Below are 16,860 nucleotides of genomic sequence, written 5' to 3' on the forward strand. Positions count from 1 at the left end.
GTGAATATGTGCGAAAGCGTTTTGTCTCTAGTATAGCGATCGCTTCTGTTATCTTCTTTGCAGTATCCGCTGGTTCTTCCTTTGCAGCGGAAGCCACTAAAACGCCGCCGCCTTCTTCGAAGGCGGCAAGCCAAACCAATAAGGCGAATAAGGCTGATCAGAAGCCAGTTACAACCGGATCAACGAGTAAACCAACAAAACAGCCAGAAGCTGAATCTGCGGTAGGGAACATGCTTCAAATAAGCGCTGCTGTTCCTCCAGAATTCGATAAGACTATCCTTGTTAATTTCACATCTACTGACAATGAGAATGTTATGGCCCGACTGGATAAGTTGAACGGATATACGTATGAAGAAGACGTGAAGCCAGGGACTTACAAAGTTGATTTCATTAATGTTGTGGGGGAAAATGCCACGGACTATAACATTGATTCGTCCGAGAAAGTTATCGTCAAGAAAGGTGATACGGTTGAATTCAAAATACAGCTTTCTTTGAAACCCACGGCTAAGCCAAAAGAAGAGCTTTCTTCAAATGAGGAACCTACAGAGGCGAGCGTCGAAAGAATGCTTAACGGGACGGATTCGAGCGGGAATCAGAACGCTGTTACAGATCGCGGTGTTCAAAGCTCCGCAAACAGTGCTTTAAGTGAATCAGCTGCTGTTAAACCAACCGAAAAACCACAGCGGCAAAAATTCACCATACAACCCCAAACACTGAAAATCATTATTGGGATCACTATTATTGCTTTGTTGGCACTCATGGTATTTCTTTATAAACAGATTAGTTACAAGCATGATTACTATGATTGCTAAGGATTTTGTTAAGGAGGTTTTTTTGTGGAAGATAAATTGCTAAAGCTGATGGAGAAAGAAGAGGCTTTGAAAAAGAAAAAGGAGAAAATTGAGGAAGACTTACGGAAGGTAGCCAAACAGATCAAGGAAGTTGAACATCAACAGAAGGTAAGAAATATTGAGGACAGCATAGTGATTTTGAGTAGCCATGGCATTAATTTGAATGATGTAATCAAGGAAATCCAACAAGGGAAATTTGACCATTTAAAGAAAGCTTCTGCTGATGCTGGAGGGAATACATCCGGTGAGGCTGTGGGGCAAGGTTAAATCATTATATCTGAGGGCTGAATAATCGCTATTCAGCCCTTTATTTTGAAGGGAGTATTGTGATGGTGAAACGTAAAAAATGGTTGTTTGTCAGTCTTGGAGTAGTTGTACTGCTTATGATCGCTGGAGCAATGGTGGTGAACACAAGCACCTCAAGAGAAGGTGTCCTAAATAGAATCAGCGCGGCAATAGACAATAACGATACAGAATTGCTCATATCTGTAATGCCTGATGAAATACAAGGCTATCCAACAGTGGAGGATTCGGCTAAATACTTTTTGCAGACAGCAGCTGACAACAAGGAGCTGACAATGCAACTCTTGGATAAGGAAAATTCTGATGTAGCAAACAGCGTTAAAGAAATGCGTTTGAGTGGAGAGTTTCCATTCAGCATAGAAAAATCGGGGAAGAAACTGCTGTTTTTTGATAAATACGTGTTGTTGCCTAAAGAAACTTATGTGACCTTTAAAGACCTTAGCAATGATGTTACGTTGAAACTTAATGGCAAAGAAGTGAAGCGTGAGGACTTACAAAAACCATTACTAGCAGGAAGCTATGAAATTGAAGCTATCAAGTCATCTGCATGGACAAGCATCACTGATAAGAAATCAGTAACAGCTGGAGAAAAGCCGAGTAGGGAATTGTCATTTGACTTAACGGGGTATGTTCTGGATTTGTCTAAGGAACTAAAAGGAGCTGAAATTTTGTTTAAAGGTAAAGGGACAGGAATCCGTGTTGGCGACCCTAAATCAGCAGAGTTTGGGCCTATAGAGGAATCTGACGAGAAAGAGATACAGCTTGCAGCGCAATTTCCGTGGGGAGAAACGTTAAGCTCGCATTATGATAAATCATACTATACCCTTGGTAGCGGATCACACTTCTATTTTATTCCTGATATAGAATTCGCAAACGAGTTGTTCCTTGGTTTTGCAGAGGAATACGCTCAAGCAAGTGTAAAACAAAGTGTTGAGCCTTTCAAAAGTGCCACGGACAAATTCAAGGCTAAACAAGCAAATGCTTATCAGCCTTCAATGTTTGGTAACTACTCTTATAATTTAATTAAAACCTATTTCAATAAGGAAACACCCAAAATTGTAATCGACAAAGAGGGTAATCCGGTCATGCAGCTGGACGGAGTTATTCGATTGAATAGACTGAAAACCGATTATCTTAGGGAAAAGGAGTATGTTTATTCTCTTTCCCTAAAAGCTTTATATGATGAGGAAAAGCAGATATGGAGTATTGATGAGGCAAACTTAGGGTCTTTTGCAAGTATTCCTAATCAAAATGAAGAGGGTAAATACGTTATCACGACTGCAAAAAAATAGAATTGTACACATACACAAGAATGGCCACTCTCGATCAGCGTGGCCATTCTTGTTTTTTGTATACATTAAACGATTCCGGAAAGAGCCGGCAGCTCACATTTTGTATACAGATTATGCTCTGTTGCACATGCCAGGATAGATTTTGTACTTTTTATACTTCGTCAAATACCTCTTTCAATATGTTAAGTGCTTTTCTTTGCTCTTTCTCGCTTCTTTTTAATAGCAGTGCATGGATTTCCATAATATCTTCGCTGTCTTGTCTTCTTCCTAAACTCATAAGTTCAAAGAACTCAATATTTAAAGCGCTTGATATCTTTATGATGGTCTCTAATGTAATGTTGCTTTCACCGCGCTCAACTCTGCCGACAAAGGAGAAGGATGAGCCTATTTCATCTGCTAGGGCCTGTTGGGTTAAACCCTTTTCGGTCCGCAACTTCCTTATAATACTTCCGATTTGTTCAGCAATAGTTTGATTCATAAAAGTGATCTACTCCTCTTACTAAGAAGTGTAGACAATTGGCGAAATGTAGTGGAGCCACTATAAGATTTAAAAGTTTTAAATATTGTTCCCATATGTGTCATGGGGTATACTGTAAATATCTTCAAAAGAAACAATGTTTTGTCGATATATAGTTTCATGGTCAAACTACTTGATACTAAGGGGATTTGACTAATGGGGATTTCGTTGGTTATATTTGTAATTATATGGAGGAAATTTCTATGTAATGACAGCTAAGATGCTCTTATATAGTGAAATGAATCTATTTTATGGAGGCGGTTGGTAGTGGAAAACCAGAACGATATAGACAATGAATTTTATTTGCTGTCGGATCATGTAAATGCCTTGGATAAAGGGTTTGAGTTATTCCGACTAAACTACAGGCAGAACAATTGGAACGAAGCGGATCGCGTTGCTAATCATATTTTGTCCTTGGCAGAACGGATGTATGAAAACAAGAAAAAATGGGGTGAACTTGTTATTCCTTTAAATCAAATGCTAAAGCGTCCTTTGATTTTTTATTTTGGATACGGATATTTAGCAAAGTCAATCGTTTTCCAGAAGCAAGGTCTTTTTGACCGCGCTAGAGAGTACATAGCCAAATATGCGGATTTGGGATGGTATGAGAATGCCACAGATGAAGATATGGAGGAAATTGAGCGGTTTAAAGGATTTGCGAAGGCTAACGGGTACGCCGTTGATTTATTGTCTGGCAAGATAGAATTATTAAAAGAGTATGTTGATTTTATATTTGAGAACGATGAGGAAACACTGCCCGGATTAGTTACAATTTTTGAAGCTGCAAACTTGAATGAATGGAATATAGACGAATATTACTATAGCTCTATTCCTGAGCAGTTAGACACTGTCCAATGATACAAACATGCCATAATTAATACTCAATAAAATCAAGGGTTCTTATTAGTTGAAAGGGGATGTTTGTGTCCTAGTTCAGTGACACAAACATCCCCTTTTACGTATCTGGTGACACAAACATATACTTATAAGGCGCGAAAATTATTTACCGAAAATTATGACTATGATAAGATAATAGCAAAATCTTGTCAAAAAAAGGTGTTTTATGTACGAGCCAATATTCCTATTAAACGAAGCAGTCGGTAGTAGCTATTGGGAAAGGTATAGTTACAAGCTTCAAAAGGACGTTCAATTGTTCGGTGATCTTAAGTACGATCATTGGATATTGGTCGAAACGGATCCCAACATTCTTAAATTTTGCGAAAGACCAAACAGTGAGAAACTGCTAGAAAATAATTTACATAAGATAAGGTTTTTGATATGTGGCAGCTTGAACGAAACGGAAAAGAAACGTTTGTAAACGTAAGATATAAAAACCAAGAGACTGATCATGAGAGGTTAGAAAAATGGTGCTTTAAATAAGGATATGACTATAAAGTACTCTACGAAGAGGACATACGCGGACAAGATCTTTACCTGAAAAATATGAAGTAGTTACTGCCATATATCGGTCAACGGAATATTCCCATCGAAACGGATAAAAGGCACATTCTACGTGCTCTCGGTGACGAAACTAAAACTATCGGAGAGTTGCAAAGCATATGTTCAACAATTCCGATCAGTCGTATCCATATATTTCTTAATTTATTCAGGAGAACTAATTGCATCCAATATAAAGGAAGTCGAATTAGGAATCTTGACCGAGGTGAAGCGAATTGGGTAGAAAACGGATTTTAGAAAATGTCGAAATTGAACCGAAATATTTGGATATAAACAACTGGCCAGTCGTTTTAACCGACGATTGGTCGGAAGAACGTAAAGAGGTTTTCCTTAAAAGGAAAGCTGCAGTCGAAATGAGGGGGAACTTGGATACTGTCAACTTTAGCAGTGGCGATGGGGGCGGCAGTGTTTAGGTTTATCCAAGGTTAGCTGTCTAAACAAAAGAATAGTGGCGAAAAGAGATCAAACCCTACTCAACTTGTAGGGTTTGATCTCTTTTCTAATCTGTTCACCGATGAAAACAGACAAGCCATGTCCTCAATATTCATGGTTTGTCTGTTTTTCTTAAAACCCCTTATATTGAGGCTCTTCATTTTCCAACTGTTGTACGCGGCTTTCTACTTGCTGCACGATTTGTTGGGTTTGTTGGGCCGCATTCGTAAAGAGCGATTTTGCTTCTTGATTTTGTGTTTCCAAAGCAAATTGTTCCAGACTCGCCTGAGCACTTTTTAAAGATGCTACGCACGTTTTCACTTGAGAAGCAACTGTCACGGTGTCACCTCCTTTACCTTAGGATAGGATAATGTTTCACGGGTAATGGGAATAGATGCTTACATTCTCCCAATACCGAAATTAATATTTCCGTCTCGCAACAAAAGCATACGTTAGAAAAATTTTCAGATGGAAATGCATAAAAATAATGGAATAGGGACATATTTACCTTTGTCGATTAATGTGATTGGAAAGGAATGGTGATATTATGCCGGATTGGCTAGAAATCGCTTTGCGAACGTTATTGGCTATGGGGGTTCTTTTTGTCCTAACGAAGATATTGGGTAAACGACAGGTATCACAGCTTTCATTGTTTGAGTATATCACCGGAATCACGATCGGCAACCTTGCAGCTTACGTTTCGTTGGATCTGGAGTCCACTTGGTATCTGGGCTTGGTTTCGATGACGATTTGGACCGTTGTTTCTTTAGGGATTGAATTTTTACAGCTGAAAAGCAAAACGGCAAGAGACCTATTCGACGGCAAAGCAACAGTGCTCATTAAGGACGGCAAGATCATGGAGGATAACCTAAAAAAAGAAAGGATTACCACGGATGAACTTATGGAACAGCTTCGAATAAAGAATGTGTTCAAAGCTGCCGATGTTGAATTCGCCATCATGGAGTCAAGCGGTGAAGTTAGCGTTCTTTTAACCAAGGAAAATCAACCGTTAACGCCTAAACACCTGGGAATAAATGTCGGGCCAGAACAAGAACCTCAATCGGTCATTATGGATGGAAAAATAATGGACGAACCGCTTGCCACGATAGGTCTAAACAGGAAATGGCTGGATACGGAACTGGAGAAATTAGGTGTTTCGATTGATAACGTATTTCTTGGACAGGTGGATTCCTATGGCCAGCTATACGTTGATTTATTTGATGATCAGATCAAAGTACCGAAACCCCAGAAAAAAGCCGCGTTGCTTGCAACATTGAAAAAGTGTGAAGCGGATCTCGAAATGTTTGGCTTATCTACCAAAGAACAAAATACAAAGCAGATGTACGAGCAATGTTCAAAAGCGTTAGAAAAGATTATTGATGAAGTTAAACCATTGCTGATTCGTTAACAATTCGCCAATTATACGTCAGCTGAAAATCGAGGAGGATGTTCATGGCAAATAATATAAAGAAAAATTTAACGCGGGTACAACAGGAATATAAAGAATTGGCGCAAAGCGTCGAACCTCCGAGGCCCATAATCAAAAACTTCATTCGTGCGTTTATAGCTGGCGGGACCATTTGTTTGGTTGGACAAGCCATCCAGGAAATGTTTGTGCATTGGGGCGGCTTTGATGAGAAAAAAGCTGGAGACCCTACCGTGGCGGTTATGATACTCCTTTCTGTCATTCTGACCAGCATGGGGGTGTACGATAAGTTTGCCCAATGGGCTGGTGCGGGTTCCGCAGTGCCTGTGACGGGATTTGCGAATTCGATGGCATCCGCTGCGATTGAACATCAGAGTGAAGGAATGGTGCTCGGTGTTGGCGGTAAAATGTTCAAACTGGCCGGACCGGTTATTGTATTTGGTACAGTCGCCGCCTTTGCGGTAGGAATTGTACATTTGCTGATCAAAGGCGGGGGAGGATCTTAATATGTTAAAGGGACACCAGAGTTGGCTATTTGAGAACAAGCCGTTCATCCGATCAACAGCAACGGTAGTGGGTCCATTTGAAGGAAGAGGCCCGCTGGCCAAAGATTTTGACATTGTCCATGGAGAATCCATGATGGGACAAAAGAGCTGGGAGAAAGCAGAAAAGGTATTGATTGAAGAAGCGGCAAAACTGGCTATTGAAAATGCGGGGTTGACAAAGGAACAAGTACAGTTTTACATAGGCGGGGATTTGATGAATCAAATCATTAGCAGCAGTTTTGCCGCGCGAACATTATCGATCCCTTACATCGGTGTGTTTGGGGCTTGTTCAACCTCGATGGAAAGTCTGGCATTAGCAGCTAACCTTGTAAATTCCGGTTCGGCGAAATTTGTGTTGGCGGGGACATGCAGCCATGATTCCAGTGCGGAGAAACAGTTCCGATATCCGACCGAGTACGGCTCGCAAAAACCGCCAACCGCCCAATATACGGTAACCGGGGCCGGTGCTGCCATCGTATCCACGGAAGGTGACGGACCGGTTGTTACTTCTGCCACCATTGGCCGGGTTATCGATATGGGCATTAAAGATCCGTTTAATATGGGCGCAGCGATGGCTCCTGCAGCGGTAGACACCATTGAGGCGCATGTTCGAGATTTGGGAATTGAACCGGGTTATTACGATTTGATCGTTACCGGCGATCTTGCGAAAGTCGGATATGAAATCGCCTGTAAATTGTTTAAGAAACATAACTTTCCCATCGAACAAACCGAATATTCCGATTGCGGGATGATGATTTACGATTATGAAACCCAAATGGTTCAAGCCGGAGCAAGCGGCTGCGGTTGTTCGGCAGTTGTTACCTATGGACATTTGCTAAATCGGATGCGAAGAGGTGAACTGAAACGAATCCTCGTTGTCGCTACGGGGGCGCTGCTATCCCCGATTTCATTTCAACAAGGGGAAAGCATTCCTTGTATCGCTCATGCCGTATCCATAGAGGCAGGGAGGGAGATATTATGATTTTTCTTTGGGCTTTTTTGGTGGGAGGTGCAATCTGTGTTTTCGGACAATTTTGTTTTGATGTCTTGAAACTTACACCGGCCCACACCATGACCCTGCTTGTTGTATTGGGCGCGATTGCCGACGGAATGGGATGGTATGATCCGCTGATTGAATTTGCCGGGGCAGGAGCATCGGTCCCGATTACAAGCTTTGGTAACGCGCTTGTCCATGGTGCGCTTCAAGAACTAAAGAGCAATGGCTGGATTGGGATCATCACCGGAATTTTCGAAGTGACCAGTGCCGGAATATCCGCAGCGATTATTTTTTCGTTTCTCGCTGCATTGTTCGTAAAACCCAAAGGATAATACGGGGCCCAATCCGAATTTCGTTGGCTAAAATACACTGTAACGGTCGGTCAGGGCGATCCCTAACCGGCCGGTTTTGATTATGAGAAACATTTACTTGTTCCAATCTGTACGGAATGTCCCCATCGATAATCTCAAAGGTTACGTTGACCAAGCTATAAAAGCCATATACTGTCAGACGCTATTTATTTCGGTTCCTATATTCTCCATCACTTCTTTGGTTCGCTCCATTAAACTCGGCTCGGTTGGAACATTTTCACTTGCCTTTCCATCCAAGATTATTGGAGATTTGTTACTTGTCGTTTTGATTCGCTGTTTAAATTGTGATTTAAGTTCGCTTTTTTCCATACTTTCTCCTTTTCATTCGCCATTTTCAGAATATGCAACTGATATTATTCCGATTTTCATATCCTTTATGCATCATAGGAGTCAGGTCCCCAAAAGGCTGTGTTTCCGCCTGCATATAGACAACCAACCCGATAAAATGACCGGAAACCGGGCGGATGCCGTTGTCGCTTCTATGCGCCTGCCATAGACTAATGCTGTAAGTTCAACTTTACCTAACCCAAGGAGGAATGTTTTCAAATGCAGTTTATCAAACAGGCAATGCCCATGTATACGCATGACCAGGCCGCTTATGTCAGGCAAATGTACGATTGGCACATGAAAATGGCTCAGTATCACGAACAATTACGTACCTTTCATCTGGAAAGGGCGAAACAATTTCAAAAGCTCTCCGAAGAAAAAGCGAAAACGTCAGAAATATCCAGCGACACCAGCGCCGCTTAAAGGCGAACCGACATGGAGCGATGTGATGAATTGGCAGCATTCCGAATCAAAATCTGGGACCGCTATGTAACCCTTCGTTCCCAATATGGAACCCGGATGCCCTTGTCTTTCGACCAGTTCTGGTATGACTTTTTGGCCAGGCACATGCTATCCGACTGTGGCGTAGAGCAAGTATATGAGGACTTCTGCAACAACTGGGAGAATCGGTGTGTGAAAAATGTTTGCGATTCGAGCCATCGGTAGAATGCCTGCGAAATAGGACCAAATGGCCGGCTGTTGCCCAAAATGGGTTGCTCCGGCCTTTGATATTTGTATGCAGGGGACAAGGGTAGATGGGATCAAATCCAAGCGGACTTTCACGATGCGGATAACTGCATAGGATGATTCGTTTCTGGACAACTTAAATGCTGTTTGCATAAATTTGGAAAGGCGGATGCCTGCATGTTACCAACATTCAGTACAAGCATTAAAAACTGGACTACCTCTGCCCCAAGACAACCAAATCGATGTAAAAATTGCATCTGGGGCAACTGGGATGGGTTGAAACAATTTTGTTCGAAACCTGTCTGCATTAAGAAACAACCAGTATAAGAGATAGTCCATCTTCTTTTACTTGATCAGGTTCGGTTATCTGTAAAGAATTCATGCCCAGTGACTGGCATTTTTGCCGAGGACGCATATAATGACGTGATCCAACTTTGAGGAGTGATAAATCATGTCCATTGCGGCTCAAACAAGTACAAAGAGTTTACCTCCCTTATCCATATGGGGAGTTCATGCATCTGTCGCCGGAAGACCGGTTGTGTGGGGCAAACTAGTGATGCGTGTTTTGCAGGACCAGCAAATTCAAGGCACCATCCAATTTCGCGGAACGCCGATTTCAATTGAAGGAAGCTGGAATGAAAGCGCGCAGCAGATCATGTTTCATTCCCCCTACGCCGCCTACTCCGGCCATTTAACCATCTATGACGATGTCCAGATTCAACTTCGGCATCTGGTTCTCACCGGACGTCTGCAGATGCTCCCCCCCTCTTTACAAGCGGGCGAATATGGAACCTGGGTAGCGACAACTGATATAAACTTGGCGGGGTATAGCGGCTATGTCCCACCGCAACCGCCTTCAACTTCGTTGCCGCCGGTTGGTGTATTTGTAACGTCGAATATACTGTATGGAAACTCGCGTATATAAAGAGGCAAAGCAGGCACATATCGAATGAAAAATGATCGGTATCCGGATAACGGAAAGGGGTGGCATCGGTGGACGAAAATCAGATTCATCATGTAATCGAACAAGCCTATCAATTGATTGTCTAAGCACGCCGCAACATGACTGACATTTGGCGCACTCACGTACTATTTACGCGACAATGGTGGTTGGGAGTAGGTTTATCGATATGCCCCTGGCTATTTTGGATCGGATTTCGGGATAAGAGAGCTACGGGACAGTTTCTCCTATCCGGGTTTATGATGATTATCGTGTCGTCGTGGCTGGACCAGCTTGGGATTGCCATGGGACTTTGGCATTATCACTGGGAGGTCATACCGATCATGCCGGCCAATTTTCCATGGAATTTTTCACTTCTTCCCGTCACGGTGATGTTCTTACTCCAGTACAAGTCTGGCATACATCCGTTGTTCAAAGCTCTCCTATTTGGGGGATTTTCCGCTTTTGTGGCCGAGCCGGTCTCACAAATGGCCGATTTATACCACCCCGTTCACTGGAAACATACCTATTCTTTTCCTATCTATGTGGGGCTATATCTGCTGGCTTCGAGCATCGCCAAGCGGGGCGTTGATTGCACAGATTCATCCTCGGTAGATAAATAAAGGCCAAAACCATAAGTTTACCGATTCCAAAAATCATGCCCAGATTCATGAGCTGCATATTTACCATGTCATTGTTAAAGACTCAAGTTTGTTAATTGATGATCTACCGGACCACTATCGATTCTCGTCATAACGGCTGACAACGAGTTCCTTTTGGAATAAGCATTTTTTTTAAGCATAGAATTTAATGATTCTATACTATACCAGGACATGGGTGAAATATGAAGAAAAATACAAGTATGATAATACAAATCGCCGCAACATATTCGGGAACCGTGGTGGGAGCCGGATTTGCTTCAGGACAGTTGATTATGCAGTTTTTCACGGTATACGGAGCCTATGGGGTATTAGGCATTTTATGCAGCACCTTTCTTTTTGTGTGGATCGGCACTAAAATGATGATTCTAGCTCACCATATCAAAGCATTTTCATATCAGGAGTTTAATGTTTATCTGTTTGGCAAGATTTTCGGCAAAGTCGCAAATGCCTTGACTTTAATTATTCTATTTGGGGTAACGGCCGTGATGCTTTCAGGAACCGGTACCATTTTCGAAGAACAACTCCGTCTACCCTATCAACTGGGTATTATCATCAGCATCGTTTTATGTTATCTGGTGATGACGAAGGAAATCAGCGGAATTATGTTCGTAAACTCGTTAGTTGTTCCCATGATGCTTTTTTTCACTATTCTCCTTGTCGTAAAGGTTGTCAGAATAGACAATATTTTTGATATAGTCGGTTGGCAGAACCAACAACTGTACAATTTGAAGTGGTTCGTGAGTCCGTTTGTGTATGCAGGATTGAATTTTGCTTTTATTCTAGCCGTTATGGTTCCTCTGGGGAGTGAGGTGGATGACGAAAGCGCATTAAAATGGGGAGGGTTTTGGGGAGGCATTGGTCTTGGTTTTATGCTTCTTGTCAGCCATTTTGCAATGAGCTCAAAGATGCCCGAGATTCTTCAATACGATATTCCGATGGCCGAGATTATTCGAGATTTCGGGCGGTATTTTCATGTATTGTTTTTGCTCGTAATCTATGGAGAAATATTCACCACATTGATAGGCAATGTATTCGGAATTTCTCGTCAAATCCAAAGTCTTTATAATCTTCCTAAAAGTTGGTTGGTTCTTGGCATATTACTTGCTAGTTTTTTGATTAGTCAAGCCGGTTTCACCTCCTTACTTACTTATCTTTATCCGCTATTTGGGTATATGGGTTTGATACTTCTTATTTTTTTAGCAGTTCAACGGATGCCCAGGGACTAAGTCTCCATATTTTTATAAGTTGATTCGGCACGAAATCCAACTATTGGGTAATTATGCTACTATCGGAATTAAGGCACAGGGTTCCATCGATCCAACTTCTTATTTCCAAAACTTTTGGCCTGCCGTCTTAATAGCTAACATAAATGACCTCCATAAGAATAAAGAATACAGCATAGGGTAGACAGTTGCATGTCATATAGAGTATTTCCAACGACTTCACCTAAAAATAGCTGAAATGAAGTCAAACGGTGTTACTTGACTAAATTGGTTTTTCCCTAACATCTTTGTAATGATGGACAATCCTACAAAACCTAGCAAGAACTCAATTGAGAATTGAAGAAACAACTTTTCATTTCCTCTTTCATCAAATGATTGGTGAAAGCAAGCACGCCGTTTGATCGAGAATCCGCTGCAAATGCGTGCGTTGAGGCGGGACTTCCATCCGTAAGGGAATGGAGTCCGCAAGATCATGCTCGAATTGTTCCGCCAGTTTTCGTGCTACTTCAGAACTGTACACAACTTCGCACACTTCATAATTCAGACGGTAGCTTCTTAAATCAAAATTTGAGGACAATTTCTCCGTCAATGATCATTAACTTCGCATGCAACACGCCTTTATTGTAGAGGTAGATATGAACCCCGGCTTCCAAAAGTTCTCCATAGTAGGTCCGACTTGCAGCTCCAACGATGATCGATACCACGTGGCGGGTAACTAAGCGCACTCGGACACCGCGAACCAAAGCTGCTTTAATCGCCATAATAATGTCTGCATCTGGCACAAAGTAAGGCGCGATATTCCAATGGGCGTCGAAGACTGCTTGCAGTTCGTTTGAAGGTTAACCCACTATTCGAATATGGGTGTCGCGTCAAAGCCGACATTCGACTTTAATCCGGTATATTCATCCCCGATATTGATGCCTCCAGTAAAAGCTTCCTGACCATCGAATACAACAATCTTACAATGATTTCGGCAACTCCAATAGGACAGCGCCCAAGGGAAGCGAATGGGGAAAAAAGATCGGCATTCAATTCCAACCTTCATCATTTGGCGGCCGTAGCCATGGGCGTGCGTTGGGCCTAGGGGGAACTTGGATACTGTCAGCTTTAGCAGTGGCGATGGGGGCGGCAGTGTTTAGGTTTATCCAAGGTTAGCTGTCTAAACAATAGAATAGTGGCGAAAAGAGATCAAACCCTACTCAACTTGTAGGGTTTGATCTCTTTTCTAATCTGTTCACCGATGAAAACAGACAAGCCATGTCCTCAATATTCATGGTTTGTCTGTTTTTCTTAAAACCCCTTATATTGAGGCTCTTCATTTTCCAACTGTTGTACGCGGCTTTCTACTTGCTGCACGATTTGTTGGGTTTGTTGGGCCGCATTCGTAAAGAGCGATTTTGCTTCTTGATTTTGTGTTTCCAAAGCAAATTGTTCCAGACTCGCCTGAGCACTTTTTAAAGATGCTACGCACGTTTTCACTTGAGAAGCAACTGTCACGGAATGTCACCTCCTTTACCTTAGGATAGGATAATGTTTCAGGGGTAATAGGAATAGATGCTTACATTCTCCCAATACCGAAATTAATATTTCCGTCTCGCAACAAAAGCTACGTTAGAAAAATTTTCAAATGGAAATGTGTGAAAATAATGGAATAGGGACATATTAACTTTTGTCGATTAAATGTGATTGGAAAGGAATGGTGATATTATGCCGGATTGGGTAGAAATTGCTTTGCGAACGTTATTGTCTATGGGGGTTCTTTTTGTCCTAACGAAGATATTGGGTAAACGACAGGTATCAGAGCTTTCATTGTTTGAGTATATCACCGGAATCACGATCGGCAACCTTGCAGCTTACGTTTCGTTGGATCTGGAGTCCACTTGGTATCTGGGCTTGGTTTCGATGACGGTTTGGACCGTTGTTTCTTTAGGGATTGAATTTCTACAGCTGAAAAGCAAAACGGCAAGAGACCTATTCGACGGCAAAGCAACAGTGCTCATTAAGGACGGCAAGATCATGGAGGATAACCTAAAAAAAGAAAGGATTACCACGGATGAACTTATGGAACAGCTTCGAACTAAGAATGTGTTCAAAGCTGCCGATGTTGAATTCGCCATCATGGAGTCAAGCGGTAACGTTAGCGTTCTTTTAACCAAGGAAAATCAACCGTTAACGCCTAAACACCTGGGAATAAATGTCGGGCCGGAACAAGAACCTCAATCGGTCATTATGGATGGAAAAATAATGGACGAACCGCTTGCCACGATAGGTCTAAACAGGAAATGGCTGGATACGGAACTGGAGAAATTAGGTGTTTCGATTGATAACGTATTTCTTGGACAGGTGGATTCCTATGGCCAGCTATACGTTGATTTATTTGATGATCAGATCAAAGTACCGAAACCCCAGAAAAAAGCCGCGTTGCTTGCAACATTGAAAAAGTGTGAAGCGGATCTCGAAATGTTTGGCTTATCTACCAAAGAACAAAATACAAAGCAGATGTACGAGCAATGTTCAAAAGCGTTAGAAAAGATTATTGATGAAGTTAAACCATTGCTGATTCGTTAACAATTCGCCAATTATACGTCAGCTGAAAATCGAGGAGGATGTTCATGGCAAATAATAGCGCGTGGTGGATCGGCTCTTTCGTAGATCAGAAGTCGGTTTCCAAGGCTAGAGTTCGAGGAACCTCCAAGTTAAGCTGGTCTCAGTAACCCCCGCAGAAGAATTCCCTGAACACTCGGCATTACAATCGATCGTAGGGCAAGTTTGGCAGGATAAAAAGAATTACTCGGGAGTACTCGTGCAAGAGAGGTTAGATGGCAAATTGCGATCCATGAATGATCACCAGGACGAGACAAATAGGCTACCAGAAAAAGTAAGTCAGGCAGCCTATTTGCTCTAAATACAAGGAGGGGACTGTACCCCACCATTAGTATATATACCGTGGAGGTTGTATAAGTACAATTATCGAGTTGGAACGAGGTCCGATCAGTGCTGATAGATAAAAATTCTTCGAGGTAAACTTTCCACAACGAATACGAATAAAAGGCATCCAAAATTGGGCACCGTTTTTGCAGCCACGACGAGAGCACGCATCATTTCCTCAATAAGACAGTTTTTTAAATGGGCTGTTAAACAACAATACCTTCGATATGATGTTTCCCAGTATATAGAGAACCCGAAACTCGGTGAACGGCTTCCTAAAAGCCTTTCTCTACAGGATGCCATGACATTTGAACAATACGCCGCGAAGCGCAAATTTAAAGAAAGAGACTCATTAATCACTACGCTGTTTTTATTGCTCGGACTACGGGTTTCTGAACTCGTAAGTATCGATCTCAAGCATTTCAATGAAGATGATGGATCGCTCGCAGTCATTGGTAAAGGGAACAAGGAAAGAAAACTCGTGTTGACACCGAAAATAATTCGGGCCCTGGAGAATTATAAGCCAGTTCGGCAAATGATCCTACAAAAACGCAATAGAATTGATGAACCAGCGTTGTTTATTTCGGAAAAACGAGGGCAGCGGCTAACAAGAAGAGCTGTGGGATTAATCATCGAGGAAATTGCAAAAGATGCCGGTGTTCGAGCAAATAATTATAAAGTAACGCCTCATAAGCTGCGCCATACTTGTGCAACCGTTCTATATAACGACGGTGAGGGAGCTGATTTGTTGGCAATTGCTGATCTATTGGGCCACGCGGACCCCAAAACAGCCACGATTTATACAAAAGTGAATATAGAGAAAATGCGAAAAATCGTGACATCAAACCCTTTGGAATTAACCTAAATTGGATCATGGCATGTTTGTGTCACAAGCGGCATAAAAGGAGATGTTTGTGTCACTGAGAGTATTTCCATTCAGAACTTTGTAAGGAGATGTTTGTGTCAAAAATCCATCCGAATTTGGGCTTTAAGGTGATGTTTGTGTCATTAGACAGACACTTTTTCTGAGCTTGAAGACCTTGGAAATCGTGTATATTACGTAAAATTGCTGAATCAACTTGCAGCATACAATTTGAATCAGCGACGGTACGATATCGCAATTAATTATATCCTTGATTATATGCAAATAGCGGTTACAATGGACTTATACAGGGAATTTATTACAACTATAGGGATGTTTGAAAACGTCCGTAACCTAGCTACCACAGAGCAACAAATAAAGTACCAAAATATCTTACAGGAGGTGCATCATGAAAAAAGCATTAGTAGCTACATTTATGCTGATGACATTTCTTAGTATTGTGATTCCGGTTTCTTCACCGCCTTCCAATCCAACAATAACACCATTTAATCACGGCGTTAACGGGTAAAACAAAGGCCACTTGCATATGCAGGTGGCCTTTTGTAATGGAATCAACAATGTACACGTATATGTTTACGTTTACGTTTGCTTATATTGTGCGTCTCTATAGTAGTTGTGCCGCAGGTGCGGCAAAAGGTTTTCTGTTTCATCACAATTTAATGTGTAGGTTTCCGTTTCGATTTCGTCCATGCTGATAGGAGCCATATATGGATTGGAATTGATACTAAAGAATAAGCGATAAATGCTAAGTTGAATATAGTCTTATGTTGAAAAGTTTGTGCTTGGATATAGTTGCAGGATAGATACATAAGTATTGCGGATATGAAAACGTATTTGTTATATTCCTCTTTGCTCGTGCTGATCCGCAGGATTACCGCATGAAGCCACGCTACAAAAGACAAAATGGCTATAGTAAATACTGTTGCCATATCTTCACGCTCCCTTCTAGTAATATTATACCCATTATGTGAGAGATTCAGTCCTGTACACATATTATCGGCTTCAGATCCGCGGCCGT

Annotated in this window: 20 protein-coding genes; 14 read left to right on the forward strand and 6 right to left on the reverse strand. The window is 41.9% G+C overall.

Annotation, left to right across the window (positions count from 1 at the left end; translation table 11 throughout):
* Positions 1–8: 8 nt before the first annotated feature.
* The 3 genes from AC0VZ8_RS35010 to AC0VZ8_RS35020 all read left to right on the forward strand — a co-directional run bounded on the left by AC0VZ8_RS35010 (position 9) and on the right by AC0VZ8_RS35020 (position 2,446).
* Positions 9–812, forward strand: coding sequence for a hypothetical protein (locus AC0VZ8_RS35010; RefSeq protein ID WP_047914420.1), 804 nt, complete (start codon positions 9–11; stop codon positions 810–812).
* Between the two features lie 24 nt (positions 813–836).
* Positions 837–1,118 carry a hypothetical protein gene (locus AC0VZ8_RS35015; RefSeq protein WP_090728099.1) on the forward strand — a complete coding sequence of 94 codons (282 nt, stop codon included), beginning with the start codon at positions 837–839 and terminating at the stop codon, positions 1,116–1,118.
* 62 nt (positions 1,119–1,180) lie between these two features.
* Positions 1,181–2,446 carry a TcaA second domain-containing protein gene (locus AC0VZ8_RS35020; RefSeq protein WP_047914422.1) on the forward strand — a complete coding sequence of 422 codons (1,266 nt, stop codon included), beginning with the start codon at positions 1,181–1,183 and terminating at the stop codon, positions 2,444–2,446.
* A gap of 151 nt (positions 2,447–2,597) precedes the next feature.
* Here AC0VZ8_RS35020 and AC0VZ8_RS35025 read toward each other — a convergent pair whose 3' ends face one another.
* The gene (locus AC0VZ8_RS35025) at positions 2,598–2,924 is read right to left on the reverse strand and encodes a helix-turn-helix domain-containing protein (protein WP_047914423.1); all 327 of its coding nucleotides are present in this window, start codon (positions 2,922–2,924) and stop codon (positions 2,598–2,600) included.
* Between the two features lie 306 nt (positions 2,925–3,230).
* Here AC0VZ8_RS35025 and AC0VZ8_RS35030 point away from each other — a divergent pair, with 306 nt between their 5' ends.
* Positions 3,231–3,821 (forward strand): hypothetical protein, encoded by a 591-nt coding sequence (locus AC0VZ8_RS35030; RefSeq protein ID WP_047914445.1) that lies wholly within the window; start codon positions 3,231–3,233, stop codon positions 3,819–3,821.
* A gap of 1,164 nt (positions 3,822–4,985) precedes the next feature.
* On the opposite strand, the gene AC0VZ8_RS35035 is transcribed toward AC0VZ8_RS35030, so the two are convergent.
* Positions 4,986–5,192, reverse strand: a complete 207-nt coding sequence (locus AC0VZ8_RS35035; protein WP_007781230.1) for a DUF1657 domain-containing protein — start codon at positions 5,190–5,192, stop codon at positions 4,986–4,988.
* Positions 5,193–5,400: 208 nt separating this feature from the next.
* On the opposite strand from AC0VZ8_RS35035, the gene AC0VZ8_RS35040 reads away from it, so the two are divergent.
* Genes AC0VZ8_RS35040 through spoVAE form a run of 4 tightly spaced genes read left to right on the forward strand, consistent with a single transcriptional unit; the run spans position 5,401 to position 8,153 of the window.
* The gene (locus tag AC0VZ8_RS35040; RefSeq protein ID WP_475488002.1) at positions 5,401–6,261 is read left to right on the forward strand and encodes a DUF421 domain-containing protein; all 861 of its coding nucleotides are present in this window, start codon (positions 5,401–5,403) and stop codon (positions 6,259–6,261) included.
* 44 nt (positions 6,262–6,305) lie between these two features.
* Positions 6,306–6,785 (forward strand): stage V sporulation protein AC, encoded by a 480-nt coding sequence (gene spoVAC / locus AC0VZ8_RS35045; protein ID WP_429784490.1) that lies wholly within the window; start codon positions 6,306–6,308, stop codon positions 6,783–6,785.
* Between the two features lies 1 nt (position 6,786).
* Positions 6,787–7,806, forward strand: a complete 1,020-nt coding sequence (gene spoVAD, locus AC0VZ8_RS35050; RefSeq protein WP_475488003.1) for a stage V sporulation protein AD — start codon at positions 6,787–6,789, stop codon at positions 7,804–7,806.
* Positions 7,803–8,153 carry a stage V sporulation protein AE gene (gene spoVAE / locus AC0VZ8_RS35055; RefSeq protein ID WP_475488004.1) on the forward strand — a complete coding sequence of 117 codons (351 nt, stop codon included), beginning with the start codon at positions 7,803–7,805 and terminating at the stop codon, positions 8,151–8,153. Before spoVAD ends, spoVAE begins: the two co-directional genes overlap by 4 nt.
* 174 nt (positions 8,154–8,327) lie before the next feature.
* Here the strand turns inward: spoVAE and AC0VZ8_RS35060 are convergent, their stop codons facing one another.
* Positions 8,328–8,501, reverse strand: a complete 174-nt coding sequence (locus AC0VZ8_RS35060) for a hypothetical protein (RefSeq protein ID WP_153784608.1) — start codon at positions 8,499–8,501, stop codon at positions 8,328–8,330.
* Positions 8,502–8,738: 237 nt separating this feature from the next.
* On the opposite strand from AC0VZ8_RS35060, the gene AC0VZ8_RS35065 reads away from it, so the two are divergent.
* The 4 genes from AC0VZ8_RS35065 to AC0VZ8_RS35080 all read left to right on the forward strand — a co-directional run bounded on the left by AC0VZ8_RS35065 (position 8,739) and on the right by AC0VZ8_RS35080 (position 12,034).
* Positions 8,739–8,942 carry a hypothetical protein gene (locus AC0VZ8_RS35065; protein WP_023559066.1) on the forward strand — a complete coding sequence of 68 codons (204 nt, stop codon included), beginning with the start codon at positions 8,739–8,741 and terminating at the stop codon, positions 8,940–8,942.
* A 715-nt stretch (positions 8,943–9,657) separates the two neighbouring features.
* Complete coding sequence (locus tag AC0VZ8_RS35070; protein WP_090728256.1) at positions 9,658–10,131, forward strand: hypothetical protein; 474 nt, start codon at positions 9,658–9,660, stop codon at positions 10,129–10,131.
* A gap of 137 nt (positions 10,132–10,268) precedes the next feature.
* Positions 10,269–10,769, forward strand: coding sequence for a CBO0543 family protein (locus AC0VZ8_RS35075; RefSeq protein WP_285080841.1), 501 nt, complete (start codon positions 10,269–10,271; stop codon positions 10,767–10,769).
* A 221-nt stretch (positions 10,770–10,990) separates the two neighbouring features.
* A complete protein-coding gene (locus AC0VZ8_RS35080; RefSeq protein WP_475488005.1) occupies positions 10,991–12,034 on the forward strand; it encodes a YkvI family membrane protein in 1,044 nt (347 codons plus the stop codon).
* 216 nt (positions 12,035–12,250) lie between these two features.
* On the opposite strand, the gene AC0VZ8_RS35085 is transcribed toward AC0VZ8_RS35080, so the two are convergent.
* From AC0VZ8_RS35085 to AC0VZ8_RS35095, 3 genes are all read right to left on the reverse strand, one after another.
* Positions 12,251–12,505 carry a DUF421 domain-containing protein gene (locus AC0VZ8_RS35085; RefSeq protein WP_371264636.1) on the reverse strand — a complete coding sequence of 85 codons (255 nt, stop codon included), beginning with the start codon at positions 12,503–12,505 and terminating at the stop codon, positions 12,251–12,253.
* 86 nt (positions 12,506–12,591) lie between these two features.
* A complete protein-coding gene (locus AC0VZ8_RS35090; protein ID WP_274360061.1) occupies positions 12,592–12,792 on the reverse strand; it encodes a phospholipase D-like domain-containing protein in 201 nt (66 codons plus the stop codon).
* 529 nt (positions 12,793–13,321) lie between these two features.
* A complete protein-coding gene (locus AC0VZ8_RS35095) occupies positions 13,322–13,528 on the reverse strand; it encodes a DUF1657 domain-containing protein (RefSeq protein WP_007781230.1) in 207 nt (68 codons plus the stop codon).
* A 210-nt stretch (positions 13,529–13,738) separates the two neighbouring features.
* Between AC0VZ8_RS35095 and AC0VZ8_RS35100 the strand changes: the two genes are divergently transcribed.
* Both AC0VZ8_RS35100 and AC0VZ8_RS35105 read left to right on the forward strand, forming a co-directional pair.
* On the forward strand, positions 13,739–14,599 hold the full coding sequence (locus tag AC0VZ8_RS35100; RefSeq protein WP_090728097.1) for a DUF421 domain-containing protein: 861 nt from the start codon (positions 13,739–13,741) through the stop codon (positions 14,597–14,599).
* Between the two features lie 493 nt (positions 14,600–15,092).
* The gene (locus AC0VZ8_RS35105) at positions 15,093–15,824 is read left to right on the forward strand and encodes a tyrosine-type recombinase/integrase (RefSeq protein ID WP_052512302.1); all 732 of its coding nucleotides are present in this window, start codon (positions 15,093–15,095) and stop codon (positions 15,822–15,824) included.
* The last annotated feature ends 1,036 nt before the right edge of the window (positions 15,825–16,860 follow it).

Source organism: Paenibacillus sp. QJM3NY_38 (genome assembly GCF_056173265.1).

Bases quoted from the DNA above. Each gene is read 5' to 3' on its own strand.
- AC0VZ8_RS35065 (WP_023559066.1), top strand. From the start codon at position 8,739: ATGCAGTTTATCAAACAGGCAATGCCCATGTATACGCATGACCAGGCC.
- spoVAD (WP_475488003.1), top strand. From the start codon at position 6,787: ATGTTAAAGGGACACCAGAGTTGGCTATTTGAGAACAAGCCGTTCATC.
- AC0VZ8_RS35020 (WP_047914422.1), top strand. From the start codon at position 1,181: ATGGTGAAACGTAAAAAATGGTTGTTTGTCAGTCTTGGAGTAGTTGTA.
- AC0VZ8_RS35070 (WP_090728256.1), top strand. From the start codon at position 9,658: ATGTCCATTGCGGCTCAAACAAGTACAAAGAGTTTACCTCCCTTATCC.
- AC0VZ8_RS35080 (WP_475488005.1), top strand. From the start codon at position 10,991: ATGAAGAAAAATACAAGTATGATAATACAAATCGCCGCAACATATTCG.
- spoVAE (WP_475488004.1), top strand. From the start codon at position 7,803: ATGATTTTTCTTTGGGCTTTTTTGGTGGGAGGTGCAATCTGTGTTTTC.
- AC0VZ8_RS35040 (WP_475488002.1), top strand. From the start codon at position 5,401: ATGCCGGATTGGCTAGAAATCGCTTTGCGAACGTTATTGGCTATGGGG.
- AC0VZ8_RS35025 (WP_047914423.1), bottom strand. From the start codon at position 2,924: ATGAATCAAACTATTGCTGAACAAATCGGAAGTATTATAAGGAAGTTG.
- AC0VZ8_RS35085 (WP_371264636.1), bottom strand. From the start codon at position 12,505: ATGATCTTGCGGACTCCATTCCCTTACGGATGGAAGTCCCGCCTCAAC.
- spoVAC (WP_429784490.1), top strand. From the start codon at position 6,306: ATGGCAAATAATATAAAGAAAAATTTAACGCGGGTACAACAGGAATAT.
- AC0VZ8_RS35090 (WP_274360061.1), bottom strand. From the start codon at position 12,792: ATGGCGATTAAAGCAGCTTTGGTTCGCGGTGTCCGAGTGCGCTTAGTT.
- AC0VZ8_RS35100 (WP_090728097.1), top strand. From the start codon at position 13,739: ATGCCGGATTGGGTAGAAATTGCTTTGCGAACGTTATTGTCTATGGGG.
- AC0VZ8_RS35060 (WP_153784608.1), bottom strand. From the start codon at position 8,501: ATGGAAAAAAGCGAACTTAAATCACAATTTAAACAGCGAATCAAAACG.
- AC0VZ8_RS35075 (WP_285080841.1), top strand. From the start codon at position 10,269: ATGACTGACATTTGGCGCACTCACGTACTATTTACGCGACAATGGTGG.